The following is a 24,823-nucleotide window of genomic DNA, read 5'->3' on the forward strand; positions in this document are numbered from 1 at the left end:
CAAGAGACAAGACAATGAACATTAATCATTCCGCCACCCCTCCGCTTGCGCCCGAGCTGATCGAACAATTCCGCAAGATCGTCGGCGAGAGGCACGCCATCACCGATGCGGCCGACATCGAGGCCTATGTCACCGAGGAGCGCAATCTGTTCCACGGCCGCTCGCCGCTGGTGCTGCGCCCAGGCTCGACCGCGGAGGTTGCCGCGATCTGCAAGCTCGCTTCGGAGCACAAGATCGCGCTGGTGCCGCAGGGCGGCAACACCGGGCTCGTCGGCGGCCAGACCCCGCACAATGGCGAGGTGGTGGTGTCGCTGCGGCGGCTCGACAAGATCCGCGAGATCGACACCGCCTCCAACACCATGACCTGCGAGGCCGGCGTGGTGCTGCAGATCGCGCAGCAGAAGGCCGCGGACGTGGACCGGCTGTTTCCGCTTTCGCTGGGCGCGGAAGGGAGCTGCACCATCGGCGGCAATCTCTCGACCAATGCCGGCGGCACGGCCGCGCTCGCCTATGGCGTCGCGCGCGAGATGGCGCTGGGGCTCGAGGTGGTGCTGGCGGACGGGCGCGTGCTCGGCGTGCTCTCGAAGCTGAAGAAGGACAACACCGGCTACAATCTGCACAACCTCTTCATTGGCGCCGAAGGCACGCTCGGCATCATCACCGCGGCGACGCTGAAGCTGTTTCCGAAGCCTCGGTCGATCGAGACCGCCTTCGTCGGGCTGAAGTCGCCGGACGCCGCGCTGAAACTGCTGGCGATCGCGCAAAGCGAGGCCGCCAATGCGCTGACGAGTTTCGAGCTGCTGTCGGAGATGGCAGTCGATTTCTCGATCCGCCACGGCATCGACGTGCGCGATCCGCTGGCGCAAAAGCATGCCTGGTACGTTCTGATGGAATTGTCGTCCCCCGGCGATGACGCCCGCACGCCGCTGGAAACGATCCTCGGCCGCGCCATGGAGGACGAGATCGTCGACGACGCGGTGATCGCGGCCAACCTCACCCAGCGCGCCGGCTTCTGGAAGCTGCGCGACGAGATGTCGTCGGCGCAGAAGCCGGAGGGCGGCTCGATCAAGCACGACATCTCCGTGCCGGTGGCCACCGTGCCGGCCTTCATCGCCGAGGCCAATGAAGCCGTGGTGAAGCTGATCCCCGGCGCGCGGCCGGTGCCGTTCGGCCATCTCGGCGACGGCAATCTGCACTACAATGTCAGCCAGCCCATCGGCGCCAACACCGCGGACTATCTGGCGCGCTGGCACCAGATGAACGCGGTCGTGTTCGCCATCGTGCTGCGCATGGGCGGCTCGATCTCGGCGGAGCACGGTATCGGCGTGCTCAAGCGCGACGAGCTTCCCGATGTGAAGGACAAGACTGCAATCGAGCTGATGCGGTCCATCAAGGCGATGCTCGATCCGCTTGGAATCATGAACCCGGGAAAAGTGCTGTGAGTGCGCTCACGATCGATGCGATCACCGAGGCCGATGTCGAGCCCGTGGTCACGCTGTGGCAGCGCTGCGGCCTGACGCGGCCGTGGAACGATCCGCATGCGGACATCGCGCTGGCGCGGCGGCGCGACAATTCTACCATCCTGCTCGGCCGCGACGGCGGCGCCATCGTCGCCACTGTGATGGTCGGCCATGACGGCCATCGCGGCTGGGTCTATTACGTCGCGGTCGATCCGGATAGCCAGAAACGTGGTTACGGCCGCGTCATCATGGCGGCGGCCGAGGACTGGCTGCGCGCGGCCGGCATCGCAAAGCTCCAGCTCCTGGTCCGGCGCGGCAATGAGCAGGCCAATGCGTTCTACCAGTCGCTGGGTTTCGAGGAATCGACCTCGGTGATGTTTCAGAAGTGGCTCGACGGCCGCACCACAACGCCAAGCAATTGAGATCGAGCCATGACGATTTCCGACCGCGTCCGCATCAAGGACGTCCGCGTGCTCTCGGACGGCTGGACCACGCTGAAGAACACCACGTTCGAGTACCGGCGCGCCAATGGCGAATGGCAGACCCAGCACCGCGAGACCTATGAGCGCGACAACGCCGCCGCCGTGCTGCCGTATAATCTGGCACGCCGTACGGTGATCCTGGTGAAGCAATTCCGCCTGCCGGCCTTCATCCGCGGTTACGACGATCTCCTGATCGAAGCCGCCGCCGGCGTGCTGGACGATGCCTCGCCCGAGGTACGCATCCGCGCCGAAGCGGAGGAAGAAACCGGCTATCGCCTGCACCACGTCCACAAGGTGTTCGAAGCGTTCATGAGTCCCGGCGCCATCACCGAGACGCTGCATTTCTTTGTCGCCGAGTACGAGCCGGAGATGCGGGTCAGCGATGGTGGCGGCCTTGAACACGAAGGCGAGGACATCGAGGTGCTGGAGCTTGGCATCGACGAGGCGCTGGCGATGATCGCGGACGGGCGCATCATCGACGCCAAGGCGATCATGCTGCTGCAGCATGTGGCGCTGCATGTGTTTCGGTAGGTTGTCTTCCTTCTCCCCTTGCGAGGGGGGAGGGGAAAAAGCGGGCTTGGCTCTATCAGTGCAATTCTGACCTGCATCGCACTGCCCCCCGTTGAGCTCTCCCCCGACTATCTCTAGTCTGTCGCCAACAAGAACCAGGAGACGCGCCCATGTCCGCTTCGCGCGACGACGAATTTGGCTTTGCGCCCGACTATGACGCCCCCGTCCCCTATATGCAGCGCACGCGGGACTATTACGCCGCGATTGGCTACACCACGGCGTATCGCTGGGCCCATTACACCGAGGCGCCGTTCCAGCCGCTGAAGAAGCCGCTGTCGCAATCACGCGTCACTATCATCACGACGGCCGCGCCGTACGACCCCACCAAGGGCGACCAGGGCCCGGGCGCGGCGTATAATGGCGGCGCGAAATTCTACCAGGTCTATGACGGCGACACGGCGAAGCAGCACGACCTTCGCATCTCGCATATCGGCTACGACCGCAAGCACACCACGGCCACCGACAACGGCACCTGGTTTCCGCTGCCGCAGCTTTTGAAGGCGAGCGCTGCGGAGCGCATCGGCGAGATGGCCCCGCGCTTCTTCGGCGCGCCGACCAACCGCAGCCATCGCGTCACGCTCGACACCGACGCGCCGGAGATTCTGGCGCGCTGCCTTGCCGACAAGGTCGATGTCGCGGTGCTGGTTCCGAACTGCCCGGTCTGCCACCAGACCACGGCGCTGGTGGCACGACATCTCGAAGCGAACGGCATTCCGACCGTGGTGATGGGCTGCGCCAAGGACATCATCGAGCACGCCGCCGTGCCGCGTTTCCTGTTCTCGGATTTCCCGCTCGGCAATTCCGCCGGCAAGCCGCACGACGTCGCTTCGCAGGCGCAGACGCTCGAGCTGGCGCTCAGGCTGCTGGAGACCGCGAGCGGCCCGCAGACCACCATGCAGTCGCCACTGCGCTGGAGCGAGGACGCCTCCTGGAAGCTCGACTACAACAACGTCGCGCAGCTCTCAGCCGAAGAGCTGGCGCGCCGCCGTGCCGAATTCGACAAGCAGAAGGAGATCGCGCGCGGCAATCGCGCCGCCTGACGTCCTCCGACAACCACAACAAAAAGGGAGAGCGACGTGACGCGACCGTTCGAGGGCGTGAAGATCCTGGACTTCACGCAAGTGCTGGCCGGCCCCTATGCGAGCTACCAGCTCGCGCTCTTGGGCGCCGACGTCATCAAGATCGAGCGGCGCGAGGGCGAGGACATGCGCCGCACGCCGCTCTCGCGCGAATGGGCCGACCGCGGTCTCGCGCCAGCGTTCCAGGCCATCAACGGCAACAAGCGCAGCCTGACGCTCGATCTGCAAAAACCCGATGCGATCGCGATCGTGAAGAAGCTCGCCGCGCAGGTCGACGTGGTCATGGAGAATTTTCGCCCGGGCGTGATGGACAAGCTCGGCATCGGCTATGAGGCGCTGTCCGCGATCAATCCGAAGCTGATCTACTGCGCGGTTTCAGGCTTCGGCCAGACCGGTCCGGATCGGCTGCGCCCTGGCTATGACGGCAAGATGCAGGCGCTGTCCGGCATCATGGCGATCACGGGTCATCCCGAAACCGGCCCGACGCGTGCGGGCTTTGCCGTGTGCGACGTGCTGTCGGGCGCGACCGCTGCGTTCGGCGTGTCGAGCGCGCTGTACCAGCGAGATCGCACCGGCAAGGGCCAACTCATCGACGTCTCCATGCTGGAGGCAACGATGGCGTTTCTGTCGGGGCAGATCGCGGACTTCTCGGTCGCGGGCCATCGCCAGCAGCTGTCGGGCAATCAGGCCGTCAGCCGCAGGACCACGGCGAATTTGTTTAGATGCGGCGACGGTCACATCCTGCTCGCCGTCAATAACGAGAAGCAATATCGCGCGCTGATGTCCGCGCTCGGCCGCGAGGACACGCTGTCCGATCCGCGCTTCGCCGACTGGTTCGCCCGCAACGAGAACGAGCCGGCCCTGCGCGCCATCATCGAAGCGGCGCTCGCGGCCAGGCCGGCGCGCGAATGGGAGACAATCCTGGAGGATGCCGGCGCGCCCTGCGCCAGCATCTGGAAGGTCGAGGAAGTCATCGACCATCCGCAGATCAAGGCGCGCGGCGCAATCCAGCAGCTCGATACGCCCTACGGTCGCCTGCGCTTCGCCGGCAGCGGCTTCAAGCTCGCGCATGGCGGCGGCAGGCTCGACCGCATGGCGCCGGAGCTCGGTGCGGATACGGACGCGGTGCTGGGCGAGCTGGGATTTGACGCGGCGGAGATCGCGGGACTACGGGCGAAAGACATTGTGTAGGGCTGCCGCAAACTCCGCTGCCGTAGGGTGGGCAAAGGCGCAACGCGCCGTGCCCACCACCTATCCGCTTCTTCGGTGCGCAATGGTGGGCACGCTTCGCTTTGCCCACCCTACGGCGCCAGTGTTCAGAACAACGACCCCTGCCCGTCATCCGCCGAGCCGGCCGCGGCCTTCCGCACCGCCCGCTTCGGTTTCGCGGCCTCTAGCTCCGCTTCCATCTCCTCCGCGCTGATCGGAAGGAGCAACTGGTCGTCGTCGTTGGCGACGCGGTTGACGCGGGTGGAGACCGGGTGCCAGGCGAATTCGCCGATTTGCGGCGCGGTCATCAGCGGCAACACGGCATCGACGTCATCGCTGCGGCTGTCGAGCCAGCGCTCGAAATCGCGCGGGCTGATGGTGACGGGCACGCGGTCATGCAGCGTGGCGAGATCCTCGCCCGCCGCCGCCGTGACGATCGCGACCGTGTCGAGCTCCTCGCCGTTCGGCCCGACCCAGGTCTCGAACAATGCGGCAAAGCCGAGCGGCGCGCCGTCGACGCGATGGATGAAGAAGGGCTGCTTGCGGCCACCCTCCGCCTTCCATTCGTAATAGCCGTCGGCCGGAATCAGGCCGCGGCGCCGGCGGATCGCGCGTTTGAAGGCGGGCTTCTCCAGCACCGTCTCGGAACGGGCATTGATCAGGAGCGTAAATCCGCGGGGATCCTTGACCCAGCCCGGCAACAGGCCCCAGCGCATCAGGCGAAAATGGCGCGCGCCGTTCTCGGCCAGCACGACCGGAATCGGTTGCGTCGGGGCCACGTTGAACCGGGGCGGGAAGTTCGGCTGCTCAATGTAGCCGAATAGTTGCCGCAAAGCCGCGGGGGCCGAAGTTATGACGAAGCGTCCACACATCCTTGAGGGCCTATATAGGGTCCGTTCAGGTCCTTTTAACCCCGAACGTTAACACTGCGGCAGATGAGCTCAACGGTCTCCCAGCCGGCGCGAATGCATGGACAGACGGCGCCCGAGGCCGCGGCCTGGGCCGAGCGGCTGCGCGTGGCCAACATCAACCCGCGGACCGGGCTTGCCACCGACTATCTCAACCATTTCAATGAAGCCGTGATGCTGCTGGAAATGGTGCCCGACATGCCGGAATGCGCGGAAGATTTTCTGACCTGGTCGCCGCTGTCCTATGCCGAGCATTTCACCGCCTCGAATTTCAAGGCCCGGGATCTGGCGATCGAGGCCTACGAAAAGGCCGACCCGAACGTGCGCGCCCAGTTTGACCACCTCACGGACACCATGACCTCGATCCTGACCGCGGTCGGCTCGGCCATGCGCGAGGTCGAGAAGGACACGACCCGCGTTCGCCTCGCCGAGCAGGCCGCCCAGTGGGTCAGGCCGCTGATCGCGGCCTGCGGCGGCATCATCAATGGCGGCGCTGAAGCCGACGTCGACAATATCATGGCGAACTGAGCTCGAGCAGGTGAAGTCATGGCTGCGATCGTTCAGCCGACCCGTCCCCAGATCGCGGTCAGTGCCGCGATTTTTCGTGACGGCAAGGTGCTTCTGACCCGTCGTGCACGCTCGCCGGCAAAGGGGTTCTATTCGCTGCCCGGCGGCCGGGTCGAGTTCGGCGAATCGCTGCACCAGGCGCTGGCGCGCGAGATCGACGAGGAGACCGGGCTCGATATCGACATCATTGGCCTCGCGGGCTGGCGCGAAGTGCTGCCGGCCGCGGCTGGCGCCGGCCACTACCTGATCATGTCCTTTGCCGCCCGCTGGGTGGCCCGGGAGCCGGTTCTCAACGACGAGCTCGACGACTTCCGCTGGATCGCCCCGGAGGCCCTGGCGAGCCTTGGCGACCTCAAGCTGACCGGCGGGCTGGAAGAGGTCATCCAGTCCGCCGCGCGCCTGATCGAGGCATAGGCAGCACGGCGAACTCCGCCGCACCTCTCCCGCTTGCGGGAGAGGTCGACGCGCGAGAGCGCGGCGGGTGAGGGCCTTTTCCTCTTGGGGGTGCTCGCCTGCGGAGATACCCTCTCCCCGACCCTCCCCGCAAGCGGGGAGGGAGCGCAACGCTCGCACGGCCCGGCGCCTTGCGTCCACCGCCCCGAGGAGGCATACACCCGGCCGATGTCGATGCGATTTCTGGCCATTTTTGCCCTGATTCTCGCCTGCGCCTCGGTGCCCACGAGGGCTCAGGACGGGGCAGCGCCGTTTGACGGCGATTTGCAGCGGCTGGCGGAGATCCTCGGCGGGCTGCACTATCTGCGCGGCATCTGTGGGTCCAACGAGGGCAACAAATGGCGCAGCGAGATGCAGGCGCTGATCGATGCCGAAACCCCCGCGGGCGAACGCCGCACCCGCATGATCGCCGGCTTCAACCGCGGCTATAACGGTTTTCAGCAGACCTACCGGAGCTGCACGCCGGCCGCGACGGTGGCGATCCGCCGCTACATCGAGGAAGGCGCGAAGATCTCGCGCGATCTCACGGCGCGTTACGCGAACTGAACTCTCCATTCGTCATTCCGGGGCGCGACGATGTCGCGAGCCCGGAATCCATTCTTCCACCGCCTCTGCGACCAGATGGATTCCGGGCTCGCGACATCGTCGCGCCCCGGAATGACAGCGGCGGGAACCCTGTCATCGACTTTGTACACAGCCGTTAACCGTTCCTAAAGAAGTGGCCTAGCGGGCGTTAACCCGCGTGCTACACCTCTCGCACAGCGCATCGCCGTGGATTGCGCCCCAGCCCTGACGAGTTTCATGAGCCATCCAGTGTCCTACGCCCCCGCACGCGCGCCGCTGCCCGATCACGAGCAGAAACAGGCCGCACTGAGCTATCTCAACGAGGCCTGGGCCGAAGCGCGCCATGACGGCGTCGACGGCGACTGCCTGGCGCAGGCGAGCCTGTTCGCGGCCCTTGCCGAGCTCGTCGGCACCTATGGCGAGGACGCGGTGGCGAAGTTCGTCGAAGGCTTTCCTGGCCGCATCCGCAACGGCGAATTCTCGGTCGACATCTCCCGACAGTAAGTCTTTCTTCAGGCAGTAAGCCTTGCCGAAAACGCCCCCGCCACGCGGGCGGGGCCGGTTTCCGCTGCCGTCGGGAATGCGCTCCCCAGCCCGTTACGGCTCGATCTTGAGCGTCGCTTTCATGTTGGGATGATAGCGGCAGTAATAATCGACCGTGCCTGCCTTCTTCAGAACCAACGTCCCCGATTTTTTCGCCGGCAAGTTCACGTCGAAATCGCCGTTCCTGGCCGTCGCGGTGTGGGCGAACACGTCCTTGTTGATCCATTCAATGGTGTCGCCGACCTTGGCCGAAGCGTCTTTCGGCCACACTTCGAGATTCTCCATCGTGATCTCTATGGTCGCAGCGTGCGCCGGGACGGCCAACGCCACGAGCAGGACCGCTGACGCGATCGCAGACAATCGTCCCGGCATCATCGCCTCCCTATTTCAGCTCCGCCGCGATGTGCTCGGCGTGCTGCTGATGGCCCTGGAAAATTTTCAGGCCGGTCTGCAGCAGGCTCTTCAGTTCGGCATTGCTGGCGGACGGAATGAGCTGGGTTTCCAGCGCGCCATTGACGGTTTTGTGGTAGGCGACCTCGTTTGCGACGTAGGCCTTGTCGAAGGCCGCACCGCTCAGCTTGTCCAATTCGGCGAGCTTCTCGCTCGCCTGCTTCGACAGCGCCTTGCTGGTGTCGTTGTCTTCAGGCGTGACGTTCAGCTTCTTGACCAGCGCGAGCGCCTGCTTGTTGACGGCCTCGTGGTCGCGCAGCATGTCGTCGGCAAACGCCTTCACGTCCTTGTTCTTGGCTTTCTTCTGCGCCTGCTTGGCTGCGTTGATGTCGATCACACCCGCGGTGTAGGCGATATGGGCGATCTGCGGATTGGTCAGCTTGTCGGCTGCTCTGGCGCCTTGCAGCAGCGCGGGGCTCGACAACAAAATTGCAGCGGCGACCGCCGTGGTCCAACGAACGAACATGGTTTGACACTCCTGTGGTGCCGGATGTTTTGCCGGCGCGTTGCTTCACAGGCGTTGGATGGAATTTTCGCGCGAACGTTCCCGAAAAATTCAGCCGCCGATGCCGAGCCGCTTCAGCACTGACACGGTCAGCCGCTCGCAGCGCCACCCGGCGAACGGGAACGCATCCATCACCACCGGACCGATCTCCTTCTCCACGTTCTCGCGCAACATGGTGCGCGCACGGTGCAGTCGCGTCTTCACGGTCTCGGGCTTGACGCCGAGCAGCTCGGCGGTCTCCTCGATGTTCATGCCTTCCATCACGCGTGCGACGAAGACCATGCGGAAGACATCCGGCAACTCATCGATGGCGCGCTCGACGACGCGCTGGATTTCACGTTGGGCCATGGTCCTTTCCGGATCGCCTGCGGGAGAAGCGGGAAATTTGATGATCTGCGCCTCGAGCGTCGCTTCGGGCACCGAGCCCAGCTCGACATGCGGCCTGGCGCCTCGCGTCCGGCCAAGCGCCTCGTTGATGGCGATGCGCGACAGCCATGTCGACAGACCGGACTCGCCGCGAAAACCGTCGAGATGGGTGAAGGCGCGGATATAGGTTTCCTGAACGACATCCTCGGCTTCGCTGTCGCTGCGCAGAATTCCGCGCGCCAGACGATAGAGCCTGCGATTGTTGGCCTGCATGATCTCGCGTAACGCGGCCTCGTCACGGCCCCGCGCCCGCTCGACCAGTTCGGCTTCCAATGTCCGGATTTCTGAAGTCTTAGCGCCGGCGGACAGGCCGGGTGCGGTCCGTGGCATGGCGGTCACCTGCTTGTTTGGCTTCGTTCCGGACATTGGATGCCGCCCCAAGGGAAAGGTTCCCAAGTTTCTGTCCTTCCCCTGGGGGAGAGACCAGGGAATGTCCTAATCCGTCTCGATCGGCAGCGCCGGATCCTTCGCCCACTCCCCCATCGAAGCATCGTACAGCGTCAGCTTGTCATAACCGAGCTGCGTCAGCAGCAGCAGATCGATCGTCGCCGAGATGCCGCCGCCACAATATAGGATGACATTCTTGTCGCGGGTGATGCCTGCCGCGGCGAATTTGGCTTCGGCATCGGCGAGCGTCGTCAACGTCTTGTCGGCATTGGTGAGAACCGCCGCGGGAACGTTGACGCTGCCGGGCACGCGGCCGGGCCGCCCGTAGCGGCTCGGCTCGAGGCCGCGATGAAACTGGGAACCGAGCGCGTTGACGATAACAGTCGCGGGATCGCCGAGCCGTGCCTTCACCGCATTCTTGTCGACGAAGAAGCCTGCGCGCGGCGCCGCCTTGAAGGTCGTGGCCGGATAGCCCTTCGGCGCGCCTGTCTCGATCGGCCGTCCCTCTTCCCTCCATTTGTCGAGGCCACCGTCGAGCACCCGCGCGTCGACGCCGAGCGAGCGCAGCATCCACCAGAACCGCGTCGACCACATCATGGTGCCGATGCTGTAGAGCACGACGGACTTGGACGCATCGAGGCCGTGGCGGCCGAAGGCGGTCTCCAGCTGGGCCACGTCAGGCATCATGAAGAATTGCTCCGCAGAGGCGTCGGAGAACTCGCCTTGCAGGTCGAGAAAATCGGCGCCTGGAATGTGGCCGGCCTCGAACGTCTTGTCGCCGGGCACGGCGCGATAGGGCACGTCGCTGCCCGGCGGCACCGGCTCGTTGTAGGTCGTGCAGTCGTAGAGGCGGAGATTGGGATCGCCGAGTATGGCGGCGAGTTGCTCGGTGGTGATGAGGGGTGTCGGTTGGGACATTCATTCCTCCCTCGGCGTCGTCCTGGCGAAAGCCAGGACCCATTACCACAGGATCAAGTTGTGGCGCGCAAGTGTTGGCCACCAGTCTTCGCACAAGATGCAGTCGGGGTAATGGGTCCTGGCTTTCGCCAGGACGACGCCGGGAGTGCGGAACGCTTGTGCCGCTCCCTACTGTTTCAACGTCTTCAGAAACCGCACCGGCTCACCTTGCGAGGCCGTCACGAGCTCGCCCTGCCACATCACGCGGCGGCCGCGGATGAAGGTGCCGACGGGCCAGCCGGTGACGCGCAACCCGTCATAGGGGGTCCAGCCGGCCTTGGAGGCCACCCATTTGTTGGTGATGGTCTCGCTGCGCTTGAGATCGACGACGGTGAAGTCGGCGTCGTAGCCGGCGGCGATGCGGCCCTTGCAGGCCATATTGTAGAGGCGCGCGGGGCCGGCGCTGGTGAGATCGACGAAACGCGCCAGCGACAACCGACCCGCATTGACGTGATCGAGCATGAGCGGCACCAGCGTCTGCACGCCGGTCATGCCGGAGGGCGAGGCCGGATAGATCTTCTGCTTCTCTTCGAGCGTATGCGGGGCATGATCGGAGCCGAGCACGTCGATGATGCCCTGCTCGATGCCGCGCCAGATCCCGGCGCGATGATCGGCGCCGCGCACCGGCGGATTCATCTGCGCCAGCGTGCCGAGCCGCTCGTAGCATTCGGGCGCCACCAGCGTGAGATGATGCGGCGTCGCCTCGCAGGAGGCGACGTCCTTGTGGTCGCGCAAAAATTCGATCTCTTCCTTGGTCGAGATATGCAGCACGTGGATGCGCTTGCCCGTCTCGTGCGCGAGCTTCACCAGGCGCTGCGTCGCCATCAGCGCCGCGGTCTCGTCGCGCCACACCGGGTGCGAGCGCGTGTCGCCCTCGATACGCAGCGACTTGCGGTCGTTGAGGCGGTACTCGTCCTCGGCGTGGAACGCCGCGCGGCGGCGGATCACCTGGAAGATGCGGCGCAGGCTTTCGTCATCCTCCACCAAGAGCGCGCCGGTCGAGGAGCCGATGAACACCTTGACCCCGGCGCAGCCCGGCGCGCGCTCCAGCACCGGCAGGTCCTGCACGTTCTCGCGCGTGCCGCCGATGAAGAAGGCGAAATCGCAATGCATGCGGTGATGGGCGCGCTTCACCTTGTCGGTGAAGGCGGCTTCCGTCACCGTGAGCGGTGACGTATTCGGCATCTCGAACACGGCGGTGACGCCGCCCATCACGGCGCTGCGCGAACCGGTCTCGAGGTCTTCCTTCTGCTCCAGCCCGGGCTCGCGGAAGTGCACCTGCGTGTCCATCACGCCGGGCAGGATGTGCAGGCCCTTGCAGTCGATCACCTCCGCGGCGGAAGCCTGCGACAGGGTGCCGATCTCGGCAATGCGGCCGTTGACGACGCCGATATCGCGGGCTCCCTCGCCGTCCTGGTTGACGACAGTGCCGCCCTTGAGGATCACGTCGAAACGCTGGGTCATGGCTGAAGGCCTCTCTCGTCCCCAAGCGCAGGGCTTGAGGTCTTGTCGTTTTTGCCTTGCGGGCTTACGTTCCGGAGCAACATGTCGCAAGAGATTTTCGTATGAAATCAGCGTTTCTTCCGGACCGGGGCGTGATCAAGGTCGCGGGCGAGGATGCGCGCAACTTCCTCAATGGCCTCGTCACGACCGATGTCGACAAGCTGAAGCCGGGCCTCGGCCGATTCGGCGCGCTGCTGACGCCGCAGGGCAAGATCATCGTAGATTTCCTGATCACGGAAGCGCCTGCCGGCCATGGCGGCGGGTTCCTGATCGATTGCCCGAAGCCGCTTGCCGACGGCCTCGCCACCAAGCTGAAATTCTACAAGCTGCGCGCCAAGGTCACGGTGGAAAACCTGTCCGACGATCTCGGCGTGCTCGCGGCCTGGGACGGCAAGCCTGCGGCCCAGCCCGACCTCGCCTTCGCCGATCCGCGCAATGAAGACCTCGGCACCCGCATCCTGATCCCCGAAGATCTCAAACATAAGCTGTCCGATCTGATCGGCGCCGAGCTCGTCGACGCCGCCGCCTACGAGGCCCACCGCATCGCGCTCGGCGTGCCGCGCGGCGGGCTCGATTTCACGTACAGCGATGCGTTCCCGCACGAGACCAACATGGACCGTTTGGCCGGTGTCGATTTCGACAAGGGCTGCTATGTCGGCCAGGAGGTCGTCTCGCGCATGCAGCATCGCGGCACCGCCCGCACCCGCAGCGTCAAGGTACTGCTCGAGGACTCCTCGCCTGAGCCCGGCGTCAGCATTCTCGCCGGCGACAAGCCGGTCGGCACGATGGGCTCGTCGGCGCAGGGCAAGGGTATCGCGCTGGTGCGCATCGACCGCGTCGCCGATGCGCTCGACGCAGGACAGGCGCTGACTGCCGGTGGCCTCGCTGTGAGGCTAGCGGAACCTGAAATCGTCCGCATTCCGACGAAGCAACCCATCGCATGAGCCGTGCTCCACGCTTGCATCCCGACGGAAAGACGCGTTGCCCCTGGCCCGGCGAGGATCCGCTCTACGTCGCCTATCACGACACCGAATGGGGCGTGCCGGAATATGACGACCGCGCGCTCTATGAGAAGCTGATCCTCGACGGTTTCCAGGCCGGCCTGTCCTGGATCACGATCCTGCGCAAGCGCGACAATTTCCGCAAAGCCTTCGACGATTTCCAGCCGGAAAAGATCGCACGCTACAACGAGAAGAAAGTTCACGCGCTGATGAACGATGCCGGCATCGTGCGTAACAAGGCCAAGATCGACGGCACAATATCAAGCGCGAAATCCTATCTCGACATCATGGAGAAGGGCCCCGGCTTCTCGAAATTCCTGTGGGACTTCATGGACGGAAGGCCCAAGGTCAATCATTTCAAGACCACCGCGAGCGTACCGGCCTCGACGCCGCTCTCCACGCAAATCTCCAAGGAGCTGTCCTCGCGCGGCTTCAAATTCGTCGGCCCGACCATCGTCTATGCCTTCATGGAGGCGACCGGCATGGTCAACGATCATCTCGTCGACTGCCATTGTCACGCGAGCTGCGGCAAGACGCAGCGCAAGCCGCGCCTCAAGTCCAAATGACGGCCAGGAAGTCGTCACCCGATGTGGCGTCTCGTGCCTGGCAGCGCATGCTGTCGGGCCGGCGGCTCGATTTGCTCGATCCCTCCCCGCTCGATATCGAGATCGCCGACGTCGCGCATGGGCTGGCGCGTGTCGCCCGCTGGAACGGCCAGACCATCGGCGCACACATCTTCTCGGTCGCGCAGCATACGCTGCTGGTCGAAACCGTGATTCGGCACGAGAACCCGCGCGTGGATCTGCGCGTGCGGCTTGCCGCGCTGCTGCACGATGCGCCCGAATACGTGATCGGCGATATGATATCGCCGTTCAAGGCCGTGCTCGACGGTCATTACAAGGCAGTCGAAAAACGCCTACTCGGCGCCATCCACATCCGCTTTGGCCTGCCGCCGGTGCTGCCGGAGGAGATCACGTTGGCGATCAAGGCCGCCGATCGCGGCGCGGCCTATCTGGAGGCGACGACGCTCGCCGGCTTCAGCGAAAGCGAGTCCAGGCGCCTGTTCGGCCGCGATCCGGGCCTGCCCGACAGCGTCCGGCGCGACTATCTCACCCCCTGGACGGCTGCCCGGGCCGAGAAGCAGTTTCTGGAGCGGTTTGGCGCCGTGTTTGCGTGAACCCTATCCCTTCGTAGGGTGGGCAAAGCGAAGCGTGCCCACCAAACTGGTGGAGATGCGCAGTTGCGAAATGGTGGGCACGGCGCGATGCGCCTTTGCCCACCCTACGGGCGCTCGCTATACTCGCCGCCAAAAAGGTCCGCCATGATCCACGTCTGTTCCCTCGCCGCCCTTCCCGAAACCGTCCGCCTCACCAAGGCCAGCCACGTGCTGACCGTGATGGCCAATGTCGAGCAGGTGGCGCGGCCGGTGTCGGTGCTGCCGGCCAACCATCTCAAGGTATCGATGGACGACATCACCGAGGAGATGGACGGCTTCGTCGCGCCATCGGAAACGCATATCGAGCAGGTGCTGAACTTCGTGCGCAGCTGGGACCGTGACGCGCCGCTGGTGGTGCATTGCTATGCCGGCATCAGCCGCTCCACCGCGAGCGCCTTCGCCGCCGTGTGCGCACTCAATCCGGATCGCGACGAGACCGAGATCGCAAAGAAGATTAGAGCGGCTTCCCCGATCGCCTCGCCGAACCGCCGCATCGTCAGCCTTGCCGACCGTGCGCTGGGACGCAACGGCCGCATGCTGCGCGCACTCGACGAGATGGGCCCGGGCGCGATGATGGTCGAGGGCCGCCCGTTCGTGATCGAGCTCGAATGACAGTTGCGCACCACAGCAGAGGTGTGCTCCCTCTCCCGCTTGCGGGAGAGGGGTGGGGAGAGGGTATCTCCGCATCGGGACAGTCCCCTAGAGGAGAAAGCCCTCACCCGGCGCTGCGCGCCGACCTCTCCCGCAAGCGGGAGAGGTTACAGCGAGCCCGCGGCGAGACCGGCTCAAACAATTGGCATACCTATCTCATCACTCACGCGATCGCTGTCGCATGAGCGAAAAGCTGCTGACGCCGATCGAGATCGGCCTGACTGCCGCGATCGTCGCGATCGAGAATCATGAACCGCTGATCCTCACCGCGCGCGACAGTGATGGCCTGGCCGGCCTGCCGTTCGGCCCGTTCGATGCGCCGAGCCATCGCACTTTCGAGATCGGCCTGCGGGCCTGGGTCGAGGAACAGACGGGCCTGCGGCTCGGCTATGTCGAACAGCTCTACACGTTCGGCGATCGCGGCCGGCATGCCGAAGCCGGCGACATCGGCGCGCACATGGTGTCGATCGGCTATCTCGCACTGACGCGCGCCATCGGCGGCGAACTCGCAGCCACGAGTGCGAGCTTCGCGCCGTGGTATCGCTTCCTGCCGTGGGAGGACTGGCGCGAGGGGCCGCCCGCGATCATCGCGGACGACATCATCCCTGCATTGACCGAGTGGGCCGAAGAGGAGACGCCGGAGACGACGCGCGCACTGCCGCGCAAGGATCGCGTGCGTTTCTATTTCGGTCTCGACGGCGCGTCCTGGGACGAGGAGCGCGTGCTCGACCGCTACGAGCTCCTGTACGAGGCCGGGCTGGTCGAGGAAGCACGGCGCGACGGCCGCCCTGCGGCATTAGCGCGCAAGGCCCTGTCCGCGCTCGGCACATCCATGCGCTTCGACCATCGCCGGATTCTTGCGACAGCGATCGCGCGACTGCGTGCAAAACTGAAGTATCGTCCTGTGGTCTTTGAACTTTTGCCCGCCGAGTTCACACTCACCGAATTGCAGTATACGGTGGAGGCGATCTCCGGCCGACACCTGCACAAACAAAATTTCCGCCGCCTGGTCGAAATGGAAGCCCTGGTCGAACCGACCGGGGTGATGTCGACACAGACGGGCGGACGTCCGGCGGCGCTCTACCGCTTCCGTCGCGACGTGCTCCAGGAGCGGCCCGCGCCGGGCTTGCGCGTACGCTCCCGGCGCTAACCCGAGATATGCGCGATCGGCCCCTGCCCGCCGATTGCCTGGAGGCTTTATGTCTGACGGCCCGTTCGACGTCTTCGCGCTGATCATTGCGGTCATCGCTTTCATCATCGCGATCAAGGCCTCCAGCCAGGCGGCTGAGCTGCGACGACGGCTGAGCTCGCTCGAAGCGACGTTCCACGCGCAACGGCCCGTGCAGCCGCCGCGGATCCCGGCAGATGTGTGGGCTGAAGCGTCCGCGACGACTTCTGCAGCGCCGCCGCCGCTTGTGCCCCAAGCCGAACCGGGAGCCGAGGCGCCGCCCCCGCCCGTCACGGAGGATGTTTCACCGCCTCCGCTCGAACCGAGCACCGAGGCCGACGCGCCGCCGCCGCGGCCCGCACCCGCGCCCGCGCCCGGCTTCGAGGAACGGCTCGGCACGCGCTGGGTGGTGTGGATCGGCGGCCTTGCGCTCGCGCTCGGCGGCTTCTTCATGGTGCGCTATTCGATCGAGGCCGGCCTCGTCGGCCCCGGTGTGCGCGTGTTCCTTGGCGGCGTGTTCGCGCTGGCGCTGCTTGGCGCCGGCGAATGGTCACGCCGCAAGGAGAGCATCTCCAACATCGCCGCGCTGCCGATCGCCAACATTCCCGCGATCCTCACCGCGGCCGGCACGGCGGTGGCATTTGCGACCATCTACGCGGCTTACGCGCTCTATGGATTCCTCGTCCCCGCGACCGCCTTCGTGCTGCTCGGCCTCGTCGCGCTCGGCACGCTGGCTGCAGCGCTCTTGCACGGGCCCGCGCTCGCGGGCCTCGGCGTAGTCGGCGCGTTCGTGACGCCGATCCTCGTCTCGAGCGACAAGCCGAACTATTGGGCACTCTACATCTATCTCGCCATCGTCACCGCCGCGAGCTTCGGCCTCGCCCGTATCCGGTTGTGGCGCTGGCTTGCGGTCACCACGATCGCCTTCGCCGTGCTCTGGATCTTTCCGGGGCTCGATACCAGCGACTTGCAGGTCGCGCCGCACGCTTTGCATGTGATCGCAGGCTTCGTTCTTGCCGCTCTTCTCGTCGTCTGCGGCTTCATGTTCGGCCCGACGATCGAGGACGGTGAGATCGAGCCGGTCTCGTCGGGCTCGCTCGGTGCCTATCTGTTCGGCGCGATGCTGATCGTGCTGTCGAGCGCGCATGCGGACCTGGCGCTGATCGCCTTCACGCTGCTCGTCGGCGCGACGCTGCTTGTCGCCTGGCGCGCGCCGGCGGCCACCGGCGCGCTCGGCGCGGCCGCCGCGACCGTCTTCATCGTGTTCGCCGAATGGGCGGTGCGCGCCAATCCCGACATGCTGGTGCTGCCGGGCGGCCCCATCGCCGGCATCGCACCGACGGCGATCGACAGCGCGGTGACGCTACATCTGGTGATGGCAGCGATCTTCGCCGCCGGCTTCGGCATCGCGGGCTTCCTCGCGCAGGGCCGTTCGAACTCGGCGATCATTCCGGTGGTGTGGTCGGTCGCGGGTGTCGCGACGCCGATCGCGATCCTGGTCGCGCTCTACGCACGCATCGCGCATCTCGACCGCTCGATCCCGTTCGCCATCCTCGCGGTACTGCTCGCCGCCGCCTTCGGCGCTGCCACCGAAGCGCTTGCGCGCCGCGAGACCCGGCCGGGCGCCATGATCTCCACGGCCTTGTTCGCGACCGGCACGCTCGGTGCGCTGGCGCTGGCGCTGACATTTGCATTGGAGAAGGGCTGGCTCACGATCGCACTCGCGCTGATGTCGCTCGGCACCGCCTGGATCTCGATGCAGCGGCCGATCCCGTTCCTGCGCTGGCTGGCCGCGATCTTCGCAGGCCTGGTCACCGCTCGGATCGGCTATGATCCACGCATCGTCGGCGACGCCGTCGGAACCACGCCGATCTTCAACTGGCTGTTGTGGGGCTACGGCGTGCCGGCGGCATCGTTCTGGGCGGCGAGCCTGTTCCTGCGCCGCCGCGGCGACGACGCCCCGTTGCGCATGATCGAGAGCGCCGCGATCCTGTTCACCGCACTGCTCGCCTTCATGGAGATCCGGCACTTTGCGACCGGCGGCGACGTGACGTCGGCACCGTCGCTGCTCGAATGCGCGCTGCAGGCCTGTGTCGCGCTCGCCATGGCGATCGGGCTGGAGCGTCTGCGGCAGCGCAGCCGCAGCATCGTGCACAATGTCGGCGCGGTCGTGCTCACGGCAATCGCGGGGCTCGTCGGCGTGTTCGGCCTCTTGATCCTGGAGAACCCGCTGCTGTGGCGCACCGATGTCGGCGGGACCATGTTCAACCTGCTGCTGCTCGGCTACGCGCTGCCGGCGGTGCTGATGCTGCTGCTGTCCTATGCCGTAGCTGGCGAACGCGGCAAGGCCTACGCCAACACGATTGCGGGCGGCGCGCTGCTGTTCGCGCTGACCTATGTCACGCTGGAGATCCGCCGCTTCTATCACGGCCCGATCCTCTCCGCCGGGGCGACGACGGGCGCCGAGCAATATACCTATTCGATCGGCTGGCTCGGCTTCGGCGTGGTGCTGCTCGGCGTCGGCATTCTCGTCAATTCGGAGCGGGCGCGGCTGGCGTCGGCCGTCGTGATCGCGTTGACGATCCTGAAGGCCTTCGTCATCGACATGTCGACGCTGACGGGCGTCTACCGCGCGCTGTCCTTCATGTGCCTCGGCATCGTGCTGGTAGCGATCGGCTGGCTCTACCAGCGTATCCTGTTCCGGCGGCCGGTCGCATCGCCGCCGGCTCCGCAGACGAGCATTTGAGGATCAGGCCGTGCGAACCGATTCCAGGAATTGCGCGACCTCGACCTTGAGACGGGTGCTGTCGGTCGCGAGCGATTTTGCCGCCGACAGCACCTCGTTCGAAGCTTCGCCGGTCTCGAACGCACCCCGCTGCACATCGGTGATGTTCGACGAGACCTCCTGCGTGCCGACCGAGGCCTGCTGGACGTTACGCGAGATTTCCTGCGTGGCCGCGCCCTGCTGCTCGACGGCGGCGGCGATGGCCGCAGCCACCTCGGACAGCCGCTCGATGGTGCCGCCAATCTCCTGGATGGCACTGACCGATTCCTGCGTCGCTGCCTGGATGCCCGAGACCTGCGCCCCGATCTCACCGGTCGCCTTTGCCGTCTGCTCGGCCAGCGCCTTGACCTCGGAGGCGACGACCGCGAATCCGCGGCCCGCTTCACCGGCACGCGCGGCTTCGATGGTCGCGTTCAGCGCCAGCAGATTGGTCTGGCCCGCGATGGTGTTGATGAGCTCGACGACGTCGCCGATGCGGGACGCCGCCTGCGACAGCGCGTTGACGCGGTCGTTGGTCCGCGCCGCCTGCTCGACGGCCTCCGCGGCCATCCGCGCCGAATCTTGCACCCGGCGGCTGATCTCGGTGATGGAGGACGACAGCTCCTCCGAAGCGGATGCTACCGCCTGAACGTTGGTCGAGGCTTCCTCGGAGGCGGCTGCGACGACGGTCGCGAGTTCCTGTCCGCGCTGCGCGGTGTTGGTCAGCGTCGAGGCGGAGGCCTCGAGCTCGGTGGAGGCCGAGGATACGGTGCCGACGACCTCGCCGATCATGGCTTCGAACTTGCGGGTGATGGCGTCGACGCGGCGGCCGCGTTCGATCTTGACTTCGGCGTCGCGCGCGGCGGCCTCGTCGGCGGCCTTCTTGGCGATCAGCGCCTCCTTGAAGATCTGCAGCGCATCCGCCATCGAGCCGATCTCGGTCCGCTCGCCGCGATGCGGCACCTCGGCCGAAAGGTCACCCTCGCCGAGCGACTGCATCGGGCGGATAATCGAGGCAATGCCACGGGAAACGTCGCGCACGAGATAATAGGCGGCGCCAATCGCGATCACGACCGAGAGCACGATGATGCCGACCAGCACGCGGAAGATCATGGCATAGCTGTCGGCGGCCTGCTTGGTCTCCAGCTCGGCGCCGCGATTGTTCATCTCGATGCCCTTCTGAAGCAGCGGGTCGGCGGCCTGGGCCATCTTCGCGACCTTGGTCTGCAACAGCTCGTTAGCGTCGGCCGGGAAACGTCCCACGCCCTTGCGCGACAACGCCATCACGTCCTGCACGCCGTTCAGATACTCGGCCCACGCCGTGCTCCATTGCCCATAGAGCGAGCGCTCCTCGGCGGAGGTGATCAGCGGCTCGTAGACCTTGCGGGTCTGGTCGATGCGCGCGCGCAGCGAGGCCAAGCGCTTCTCGGCGGCGTCCTTGCCCTCGACGCTGTCCTGCATCAGATGCAGACGAAGCGCCACGCGCAGCTCGTTAATGTCGGCGCGAAGCGAGCCAAGCGCGCGCACGCTGGGCAGCCAGCTCTCCGCAATCTCGACCGTATGGGAATTGATGTTCTGCATGGTGCCGATCGCCGTCACGCCGACACCGGCGAGCGAAAGAACGAGGACCGACAGCACGGCCAGAAGCTTGAAGACGATCGACAATTTCGACATCACGACAAATCCCGATGTTACCTGACAACGCGCAAATCACCTGCGCCGTGATCGCCACGACGGTGGCGAGACGGATGTCAGTTCAACAATGCTGGCTGGTTCTTATCCCGTGAGATTGCACACATAGTCGCAAGCAGGCGTTAACAGGGACCTACGTAAAATTACGGGACACTTCCGACAGTCGCTATTTCTCATGCAACCATTTGTTGCAGCTCGCAGCCACCTCATGCTGCCACGCGCAGCGTGTCCGCTTGCGCCCCAACGCGGCAGCGGCTGTCACGCCACCCGTACCGATTCCAGGAAGCGCGCGACCTCGCTCTTCAGCCGGTTGCTCTCCTGCGAAAGGGATTGCGCAGCCGAATGCACCTGCGCCGAGGCAGCCCCGGTTTCGCCTGCGCCGCGCTGGACGTGGCCGATATTCGCTGAGACTTCGGAGGTGCCATTCGCGGCGTGCTGGATGTTGCGGGAGATCTCCTGCGTGGCGGCGCCCTGCCCCTCGACCGCGGCCGCGATGGTCGACGAGATCTCCGACATCCGCGCGATGGTGTCGCCGATCTCCTTGATCGCCCCGGCTGAGTCTTGCGTTGCGGTCTGGATCGCACCGATGTGCTGGCTGATCTCGCCGGTCGCTTTCGCAGTCTGCTCGGCGAGCGCCTTGACTTCAGTCGCGACCACGGCAAAACCCTTGCCGGCCTCGCCCGCTCGCGCCGCTTCGATCGTCGCGTTGAGCGCCAGCAGATTGGTCTGGCTGGCGATGGTGTTGATCAGCTCGACCACGTCGCCAATGCGGGAAGCGGCCTTGGTCAGCTCGGCGACGCGCGCATTGGTGCGCTGGGCCTGCTCGACGGCAACATCGGCGACACGCGCCGATTCCTGCACCTGACGGCTGATCTCGGAGATCGAGGAGGTCATTTCCTCGCTCGCTGAAGACACCGACTGCACGTTCGCGGAGGCCTCTTCGGAGGCGGCCGCCACGACGGTGGCAAGCCCGTTGCCGCGCTCGGCGGCCTGCGTCAGCGTGTTCGAAGACGCCTCGAGCTCGGTTGCAGCCGATGAAACAGTATCGATGATCTCGCCGACCGCGCCTTCGAAATTATCGGCGAGCCGGTGCATGTCGGCCTTACGCTGCTGGCGCCCGCGCGCCTCGGCATCGATCTGCTCGACGCGCAGCCGCTCGGCCTCCACCATGTTGGTCCTGAACACCTCGACGGCACCGGCCATCTCGCCGATCTCGTCCCTGCGCCCGATGCCGGGAACGGAAATCGAAAGCTCGCCGCGCGCAAGCCGCGTCATCGCACCGACCATGCCGGCAAGCGACTTCGAGATCGAACGCCCCAGAAGGAAGCCGACTGCGGCGAGCACTACGACGGTGACGCCGAAGGCGACCATCATCCATATGCGCACGGCATCGCGGGTCGCGGCTTCCCCAAATTCGGCCTGCTTGTACAGGCCTTCGACTGTATTGCGTACCTCGACCATACCCGGCTCGAGCTCGCGGAAGGTCTTCATCATGCTGGCGTCAAGGGCTGCGCTCTGCCGTGCAGTGTCGGCCCACGCCGCGAACTCGGACTGGTATTTCTGCAGCTTGGCCGTGATGTCGTTCATCACCGCCGTAGGGACCGCGACAACCTCTATCGCCTTGGAGAATTCAACTGCGGCCTTCTTCATCTCGGCGATGTATTTTGGGTCGCGCCGCAGCATGAAATCCTTCTCATGCCGGCGCATCATCAGCATCCAGCTCGTGGACCTGGGATCGTCGATCTCCTTGAGCTTGGCCTCAATGTCGTGCACGGCGGCGCGGAGCGAGCCGGAGAGGCCCAGCGTCTCGTTCAGGCCGAGCCGGGTCTCCGCGGCCACAAATGCGCCGAAGTCCGACGCGTATCGCTTGAAGCCGTCATGCGCCTGCTTCATCCGGTCGGACAGCGCGCCCATGCCGCCGGCCGCAACCAGCCGCTCGATCTCCTCGAAGTCGCGGTTGATCGGGCCGATCAATTCGGCATGGGCCTTGGCGTAGCTTTCGTTGCGGCGCTGCTGGAAGTTCTTCTCGTCCCGGCGAGCCTCCAGCATCTCGATCGAGAGCTGCTTGTCGATGTCGGCGATCGCACGAGCCCGGTTGGCAATCTCGCGAGAGGCGTCCTGGGAGAGACTGCCGATCTCGTAGATCGCGCCGAAGGCGACGAGGCCCAACAATCCGAACAGTCCGATCGCCATGACCTTGTGGGCGAGGCGAATGGAAGGGCCGCTCATGAGTGTGCTCCAATACGTCGATACGCAATACGTGAGGGCGACTCAGCGCCCGGAATATTGCGGGGATCATGACTGCATCGGTTTTCCGGAAAGTTAACCCTGCGCGGTCTTCGTCGCGGCGCCGCAATATGCACGCGCGCAAACGCCGCGCTTCTACGCGCGGCGGTTGCAGTTCTCTCAGAGATATGCGCCCGTCAGGCCGCGCGCACGGTGTCGAGGAATTTGCCGACCTCGAGCTTGAGGCGGTTGCTGTCGCCCGACAGCGACTGCGCGGCTGCCAGCACCTGCGACGATGCCGAGCCGGTTTCGCCCGCGCCGCGCTGCACGTCGGTGATGTTGGACGAGACCCGATGGGTGCCTTCCGCCGCCTGCTGCACGTTGCGCGAGATCTCCTGCGTCGCCGCGCCCTGCTCCTCGACGGCCGCAGCGATCGTGGACGATATCTCGGACAGCTTTTCAATGGTGTTGCTGATGGCGCTGATGGCGGCGACCGAGTCCTGCGTCGCGGCCTGGATGCCCGAAATCTGCTGGCCGATTTCGCCGGTCGCCTTTGCGGTCTGCTCCGCGAGCGCCTTCACTTCGGAAGCCACCACGGCAAAGCCACGACCGGCTTCGCCCGCGCGTGCCGCCTCGATGGTGGCATTGAGCGCCAGCAGATTGGTCTGGCCGGCGATGGTGTTGATCAGCTCGACCACGTCGCCAATGCGAGCCGCCGCCTTGGACAATTCGCCGACACGGTCCGTTGTGGTGCGGGCCTGGGTCACCGCCTCGCTCGCGACCCGCGCCGATTCCTGCACCTGGCGGCTGATCTCGGTGATCGAGGACGCTCTTCGGTCGCAGACGCCACCGATTGCACGTTGGTCGAGGCTTCCTCCGAGGCTGCTGCAACCACGGTCGTGAGCTGTTGCGTGCGCTCGGCGGTCGAGGTCAGCGTCGTGGCCGACGCTTCGAGTTCGGTCGAGGCCGACGACACCGTGCCGACAATCTCGCCGACGGCGCCTTCGAAACTGTCGGCAAGCCTGCGCATCTCGGCCTTGCGCTGCTCGGCCGCCATCTGGTCCTGCCGCATCTTGGCTTCCGCTTCCTCGCGCGCCTTCTGCTCGGATACGGTCTTGAATTTTTCGACGGCACCGGCAACGCCGCCGACCTCGTCCTTGCGGCCGAGGCCCGGCAGCACCACAGCGAAGTCGCCGCCCGCGAGCTTCTCCATCGCGACAGTCAGGGCGCGCATCGGACGGGCAATGCTGAAGATCGAGAAGACGCACGCGCCGATCAGGACCAGCGCGACCAGCACGCCTGCGACGAATGACGTCCGCGCAACGGACGCAGCCTCTGTTTCCGCCGCCGTGCGCGCCTCTGCACTCTTATGCTTGGCGAAGTTCGTGATCTCGTCGGCCAGTTCCGATATTTCCGCGTTGGTCGGCATCAGCATCTCCTTGCGGATGCGGATGATTTCAGCGGTCAGCTTTGCCAATTGCGTCGCCGCTTCGCCGTCCTTCCTCGACTCGAGCGCGAGCTCCTGCTTACGGATCGCCTCGATCTGCTGCTCGCCTTTCTGGAAATTGCCAATCAACACGGTCAGGCGGTCGATACGTTTGTGGTTCTCCGGCGATTGCGAGAGCCCTGCCATTTCACCGGAAAACTTAAGGGCAGCCGTCTGGCGGTCGTTGAAATAGCTGGCGGCCTTCTGCAACTCGGCAGGCGAGGACGAGGTCAGGATGTCGCGAATGCCGATCTGCATGCCCCGCACCGACGCCTTCGCTTCCGCGGCGTTTTGCGCGATCGCCTGCTGTCCCGATGCGCTATTGTTGAGCTTCTGGACCTCGGCACTTCCGCTCATCTGGAGGAGGATCATCAGCGCAACGAGCGCGAGGGTCAGCGCCGAGGTGATGGCGAGTTTGGTGGCAATTCGCAGATTCTGAATGAACATCATCGAAAACATCCCCGGGATACGCATTGTCGCGGCGAAGCGCGCGAACAGCCTTGGAGGCTAGTCTGCGAGCTTTCCATTAACGTTAAGCGCGAGGCGATGCCGCTTG

23 protein-coding genes and 1 pseudogene are annotated in these 24,823 nt (G+C 65.4%); 15 read left to right on the forward strand and 9 right to left on the reverse strand.

Going from position 1 to position 24,823, the window contains the following annotated elements; genetic code table 11:
- Positions 1–14 precede the first annotated feature (14 nt).
- The 5 genes from ABIB80_RS10445 to ABIB80_RS10465 all read left to right on the forward strand — a co-directional run bounded on the left by ABIB80_RS10445 (position 15) and on the right by ABIB80_RS10465 (position 4,782).
- Entirely contained in the window at positions 15–1,442 is a 1,428-nt protein-coding gene (locus tag ABIB80_RS10445; protein ID WP_007594880.1) for an FAD-binding oxidoreductase, read from the forward strand.
- Positions 1,439–1,882 carry a GNAT family acetyltransferase gene (locus tag ABIB80_RS10450; RefSeq protein ID WP_007594881.1) on the forward strand — a complete coding sequence of 148 codons (444 nt, stop codon included), beginning with the start codon at positions 1,439–1,441 and terminating at the stop codon, positions 1,880–1,882. The genes ABIB80_RS10445 and ABIB80_RS10450 overlap by 4 nt, the downstream gene beginning before the upstream one ends.
- A 9-nt stretch (positions 1,883–1,891) precedes the next feature.
- The gene (locus tag ABIB80_RS10455; RefSeq protein ID WP_354127349.1) at positions 1,892–2,473 is read left to right on the forward strand and encodes an NUDIX hydrolase; all 582 of its coding nucleotides are present in this window, start codon (positions 1,892–1,894) and stop codon (positions 2,471–2,473) included.
- 149 nt (positions 2,474–2,622) lie between these two features.
- A complete protein-coding gene (locus ABIB80_RS10460; protein WP_354127350.1) occupies positions 2,623–3,552 on the forward strand; it encodes a glycine reductase in 930 nt (309 codons plus the stop codon).
- 36 nt (positions 3,553–3,588) lie between these two features.
- Positions 3,589–4,782, forward strand: a complete 1,194-nt coding sequence (locus ABIB80_RS10465) for a CaiB/BaiF CoA transferase family protein (RefSeq protein WP_354127351.1) — start codon at positions 3,589–3,591, stop codon at positions 4,780–4,782.
- A gap of 125 nt (positions 4,783–4,907) precedes the next feature.
- Here ABIB80_RS10465 and ABIB80_RS10470 read toward each other — a convergent pair whose 3' ends face one another.
- Entirely contained in the window at positions 4,908–5,672 is a 765-nt protein-coding gene (locus ABIB80_RS10470) for an SOS response-associated peptidase (RefSeq protein WP_354127352.1), read from the reverse strand.
- Between the two features lie 63 nt (positions 5,673–5,735).
- Between ABIB80_RS10470 and ABIB80_RS10475 the strand changes: the two genes are divergently transcribed.
- The 4 genes from ABIB80_RS10475 to ABIB80_RS10490 all read left to right on the forward strand — a co-directional run bounded on the left by ABIB80_RS10475 (position 5,736) and on the right by ABIB80_RS10490 (position 7,796).
- Entirely contained in the window at positions 5,736–6,236 is a 501-nt protein-coding gene (locus tag ABIB80_RS10475; protein ID WP_007594889.1) for a hypothetical protein, read from the forward strand.
- 18 nt (positions 6,237–6,254) lie between these two features.
- Positions 6,255–6,689 (forward strand): NUDIX hydrolase, encoded by a 435-nt coding sequence (locus ABIB80_RS10480; protein ID WP_354127353.1) that lies wholly within the window; start codon positions 6,255–6,257, stop codon positions 6,687–6,689.
- A gap of 207 nt (positions 6,690–6,896) precedes the next feature.
- On the forward strand, positions 6,897–7,274 hold the full coding sequence (locus tag ABIB80_RS10485; protein ID WP_007594891.1) for a TIGR02301 family protein: 378 nt from the start codon (positions 6,897–6,899) through the stop codon (positions 7,272–7,274).
- Between the two features lie 255 nt (positions 7,275–7,529).
- Positions 7,530–7,796: a hypothetical protein gene (locus tag ABIB80_RS10490; protein WP_007594892.1), complete on the forward strand. Its 267-nt coding sequence runs from the start codon at positions 7,530–7,532 to the stop codon at positions 7,794–7,796.
- A gap of 93 nt (positions 7,797–7,889) precedes the next feature.
- Here the strand turns inward: ABIB80_RS10490 and ABIB80_RS10495 are convergent, their stop codons facing one another.
- From ABIB80_RS10495 to ABIB80_RS10515, 5 genes are all read right to left on the reverse strand, one after another.
- Entirely contained in the window at positions 7,890–8,207 is a 318-nt protein-coding gene (locus tag ABIB80_RS10495; protein ID WP_354127354.1) for a cupredoxin domain-containing protein, read from the reverse strand.
- Positions 8,208–8,217: 10 nt separating this feature from the next.
- Positions 8,218–8,751, reverse strand: a complete 534-nt coding sequence (locus tag ABIB80_RS10500) for a DUF4142 domain-containing protein (protein ID WP_354127355.1) — start codon at positions 8,749–8,751, stop codon at positions 8,218–8,220.
- 90 nt (positions 8,752–8,841) lie between these two features.
- Positions 8,842–9,546: an RNA polymerase sigma factor gene (locus ABIB80_RS10505; RefSeq protein ID WP_354127356.1), complete on the reverse strand. Its 705-nt coding sequence runs from the start codon at positions 9,544–9,546 to the stop codon at positions 8,842–8,844.
- A gap of 105 nt (positions 9,547–9,651) precedes the next feature.
- The gene (locus ABIB80_RS10510) at positions 9,652–10,521 is read right to left on the reverse strand and encodes a sulfurtransferase (RefSeq protein ID WP_354127357.1); all 870 of its coding nucleotides are present in this window, start codon (positions 10,519–10,521) and stop codon (positions 9,652–9,654) included.
- 168 nt (positions 10,522–10,689) lie between these two features.
- Complete coding sequence (locus ABIB80_RS10515) at positions 10,690–12,024, reverse strand: dihydroorotase (RefSeq protein WP_354127358.1); 1,335 nt, start codon at positions 12,022–12,024, stop codon at positions 10,690–10,692.
- 101 nt (positions 12,025–12,125) lie between these two features.
- On the opposite strand from ABIB80_RS10515, the gene ygfZ reads away from it, so the two are divergent.
- From ygfZ to ABIB80_RS10545, 6 genes are all read left to right on the forward strand, one after another.
- Positions 12,126–13,007: a CAF17-like 4Fe-4S cluster assembly/insertion protein YgfZ gene (gene ygfZ / locus ABIB80_RS10520; protein WP_007594904.1), complete on the forward strand. Its 882-nt coding sequence runs from the start codon at positions 12,126–12,128 to the stop codon at positions 13,005–13,007.
- Positions 13,004–13,630 carry a DNA-3-methyladenine glycosylase I gene (locus tag ABIB80_RS10525; protein ID WP_007594906.1) on the forward strand — a complete coding sequence of 209 codons (627 nt, stop codon included), beginning with the start codon at positions 13,004–13,006 and terminating at the stop codon, positions 13,628–13,630. Before ygfZ ends, ABIB80_RS10525 begins: the two co-directional genes overlap by 4 nt.
- Positions 13,627–14,241, forward strand: coding sequence for a YfbR-like 5'-deoxynucleotidase (locus ABIB80_RS10530; RefSeq protein WP_007594908.1), 615 nt, complete (start codon positions 13,627–13,629; stop codon positions 14,239–14,241). Before ABIB80_RS10525 ends, ABIB80_RS10530 begins: the two co-directional genes overlap by 4 nt.
- A gap of 144 nt (positions 14,242–14,385) precedes the next feature.
- Positions 14,386–14,892 carry a tyrosine phosphatase family protein gene (locus tag ABIB80_RS10535; RefSeq protein ID WP_007594910.1) on the forward strand — a complete coding sequence of 169 codons (507 nt, stop codon included), beginning with the start codon at positions 14,386–14,388 and terminating at the stop codon, positions 14,890–14,892.
- A gap of 220 nt (positions 14,893–15,112) precedes the next feature.
- Positions 15,113–16,081 carry an NUDIX hydrolase gene (locus tag ABIB80_RS10540; protein WP_354127359.1) on the forward strand — a complete coding sequence of 323 codons (969 nt, stop codon included), beginning with the start codon at positions 15,113–15,115 and terminating at the stop codon, positions 16,079–16,081.
- A gap of 49 nt (positions 16,082–16,130) precedes the next feature.
- Positions 16,131–18,845, forward strand: coding sequence for a DUF2339 domain-containing protein (locus tag ABIB80_RS10545; RefSeq protein ID WP_354127360.1), 2,715 nt, complete (start codon positions 16,131–16,133; stop codon positions 18,843–18,845).
- A gap of 3 nt (positions 18,846–18,848) precedes the next feature.
- On the opposite strand, the gene ABIB80_RS10550 is transcribed toward ABIB80_RS10545, so the two are convergent.
- From ABIB80_RS10550 to ABIB80_RS10560, 3 genes and pseudogenes are all read right to left on the reverse strand, one after another.
- A complete protein-coding gene (locus ABIB80_RS10550) occupies positions 18,849–20,537 on the reverse strand; it encodes a methyl-accepting chemotaxis protein (protein WP_354127361.1) in 1,689 nt (562 codons plus the stop codon).
- Between the two features lie 276 nt (positions 20,538–20,813).
- Positions 20,814–22,784, reverse strand: a complete 1,971-nt coding sequence (locus ABIB80_RS10555; protein ID WP_354127362.1) for a methyl-accepting chemotaxis protein — start codon at positions 22,782–22,784, stop codon at positions 20,814–20,816.
- 194 nt (positions 22,785–22,978) lie between these two features.
- A pseudogene (locus ABIB80_RS10560) lies at positions 22,979–24,717 on the reverse strand (methyl-accepting chemotaxis protein).
- Positions 24,718–24,823: the final 106 nt, after the last annotated feature.

This window comes from Bradyrhizobium sp. i1.15.2 (genome assembly GCF_040548425.1).
Taxonomy (GTDB): domain Bacteria; phylum Pseudomonadota; class Alphaproteobacteria; order Rhizobiales; family Xanthobacteraceae; genus Bradyrhizobium; species Bradyrhizobium canariense.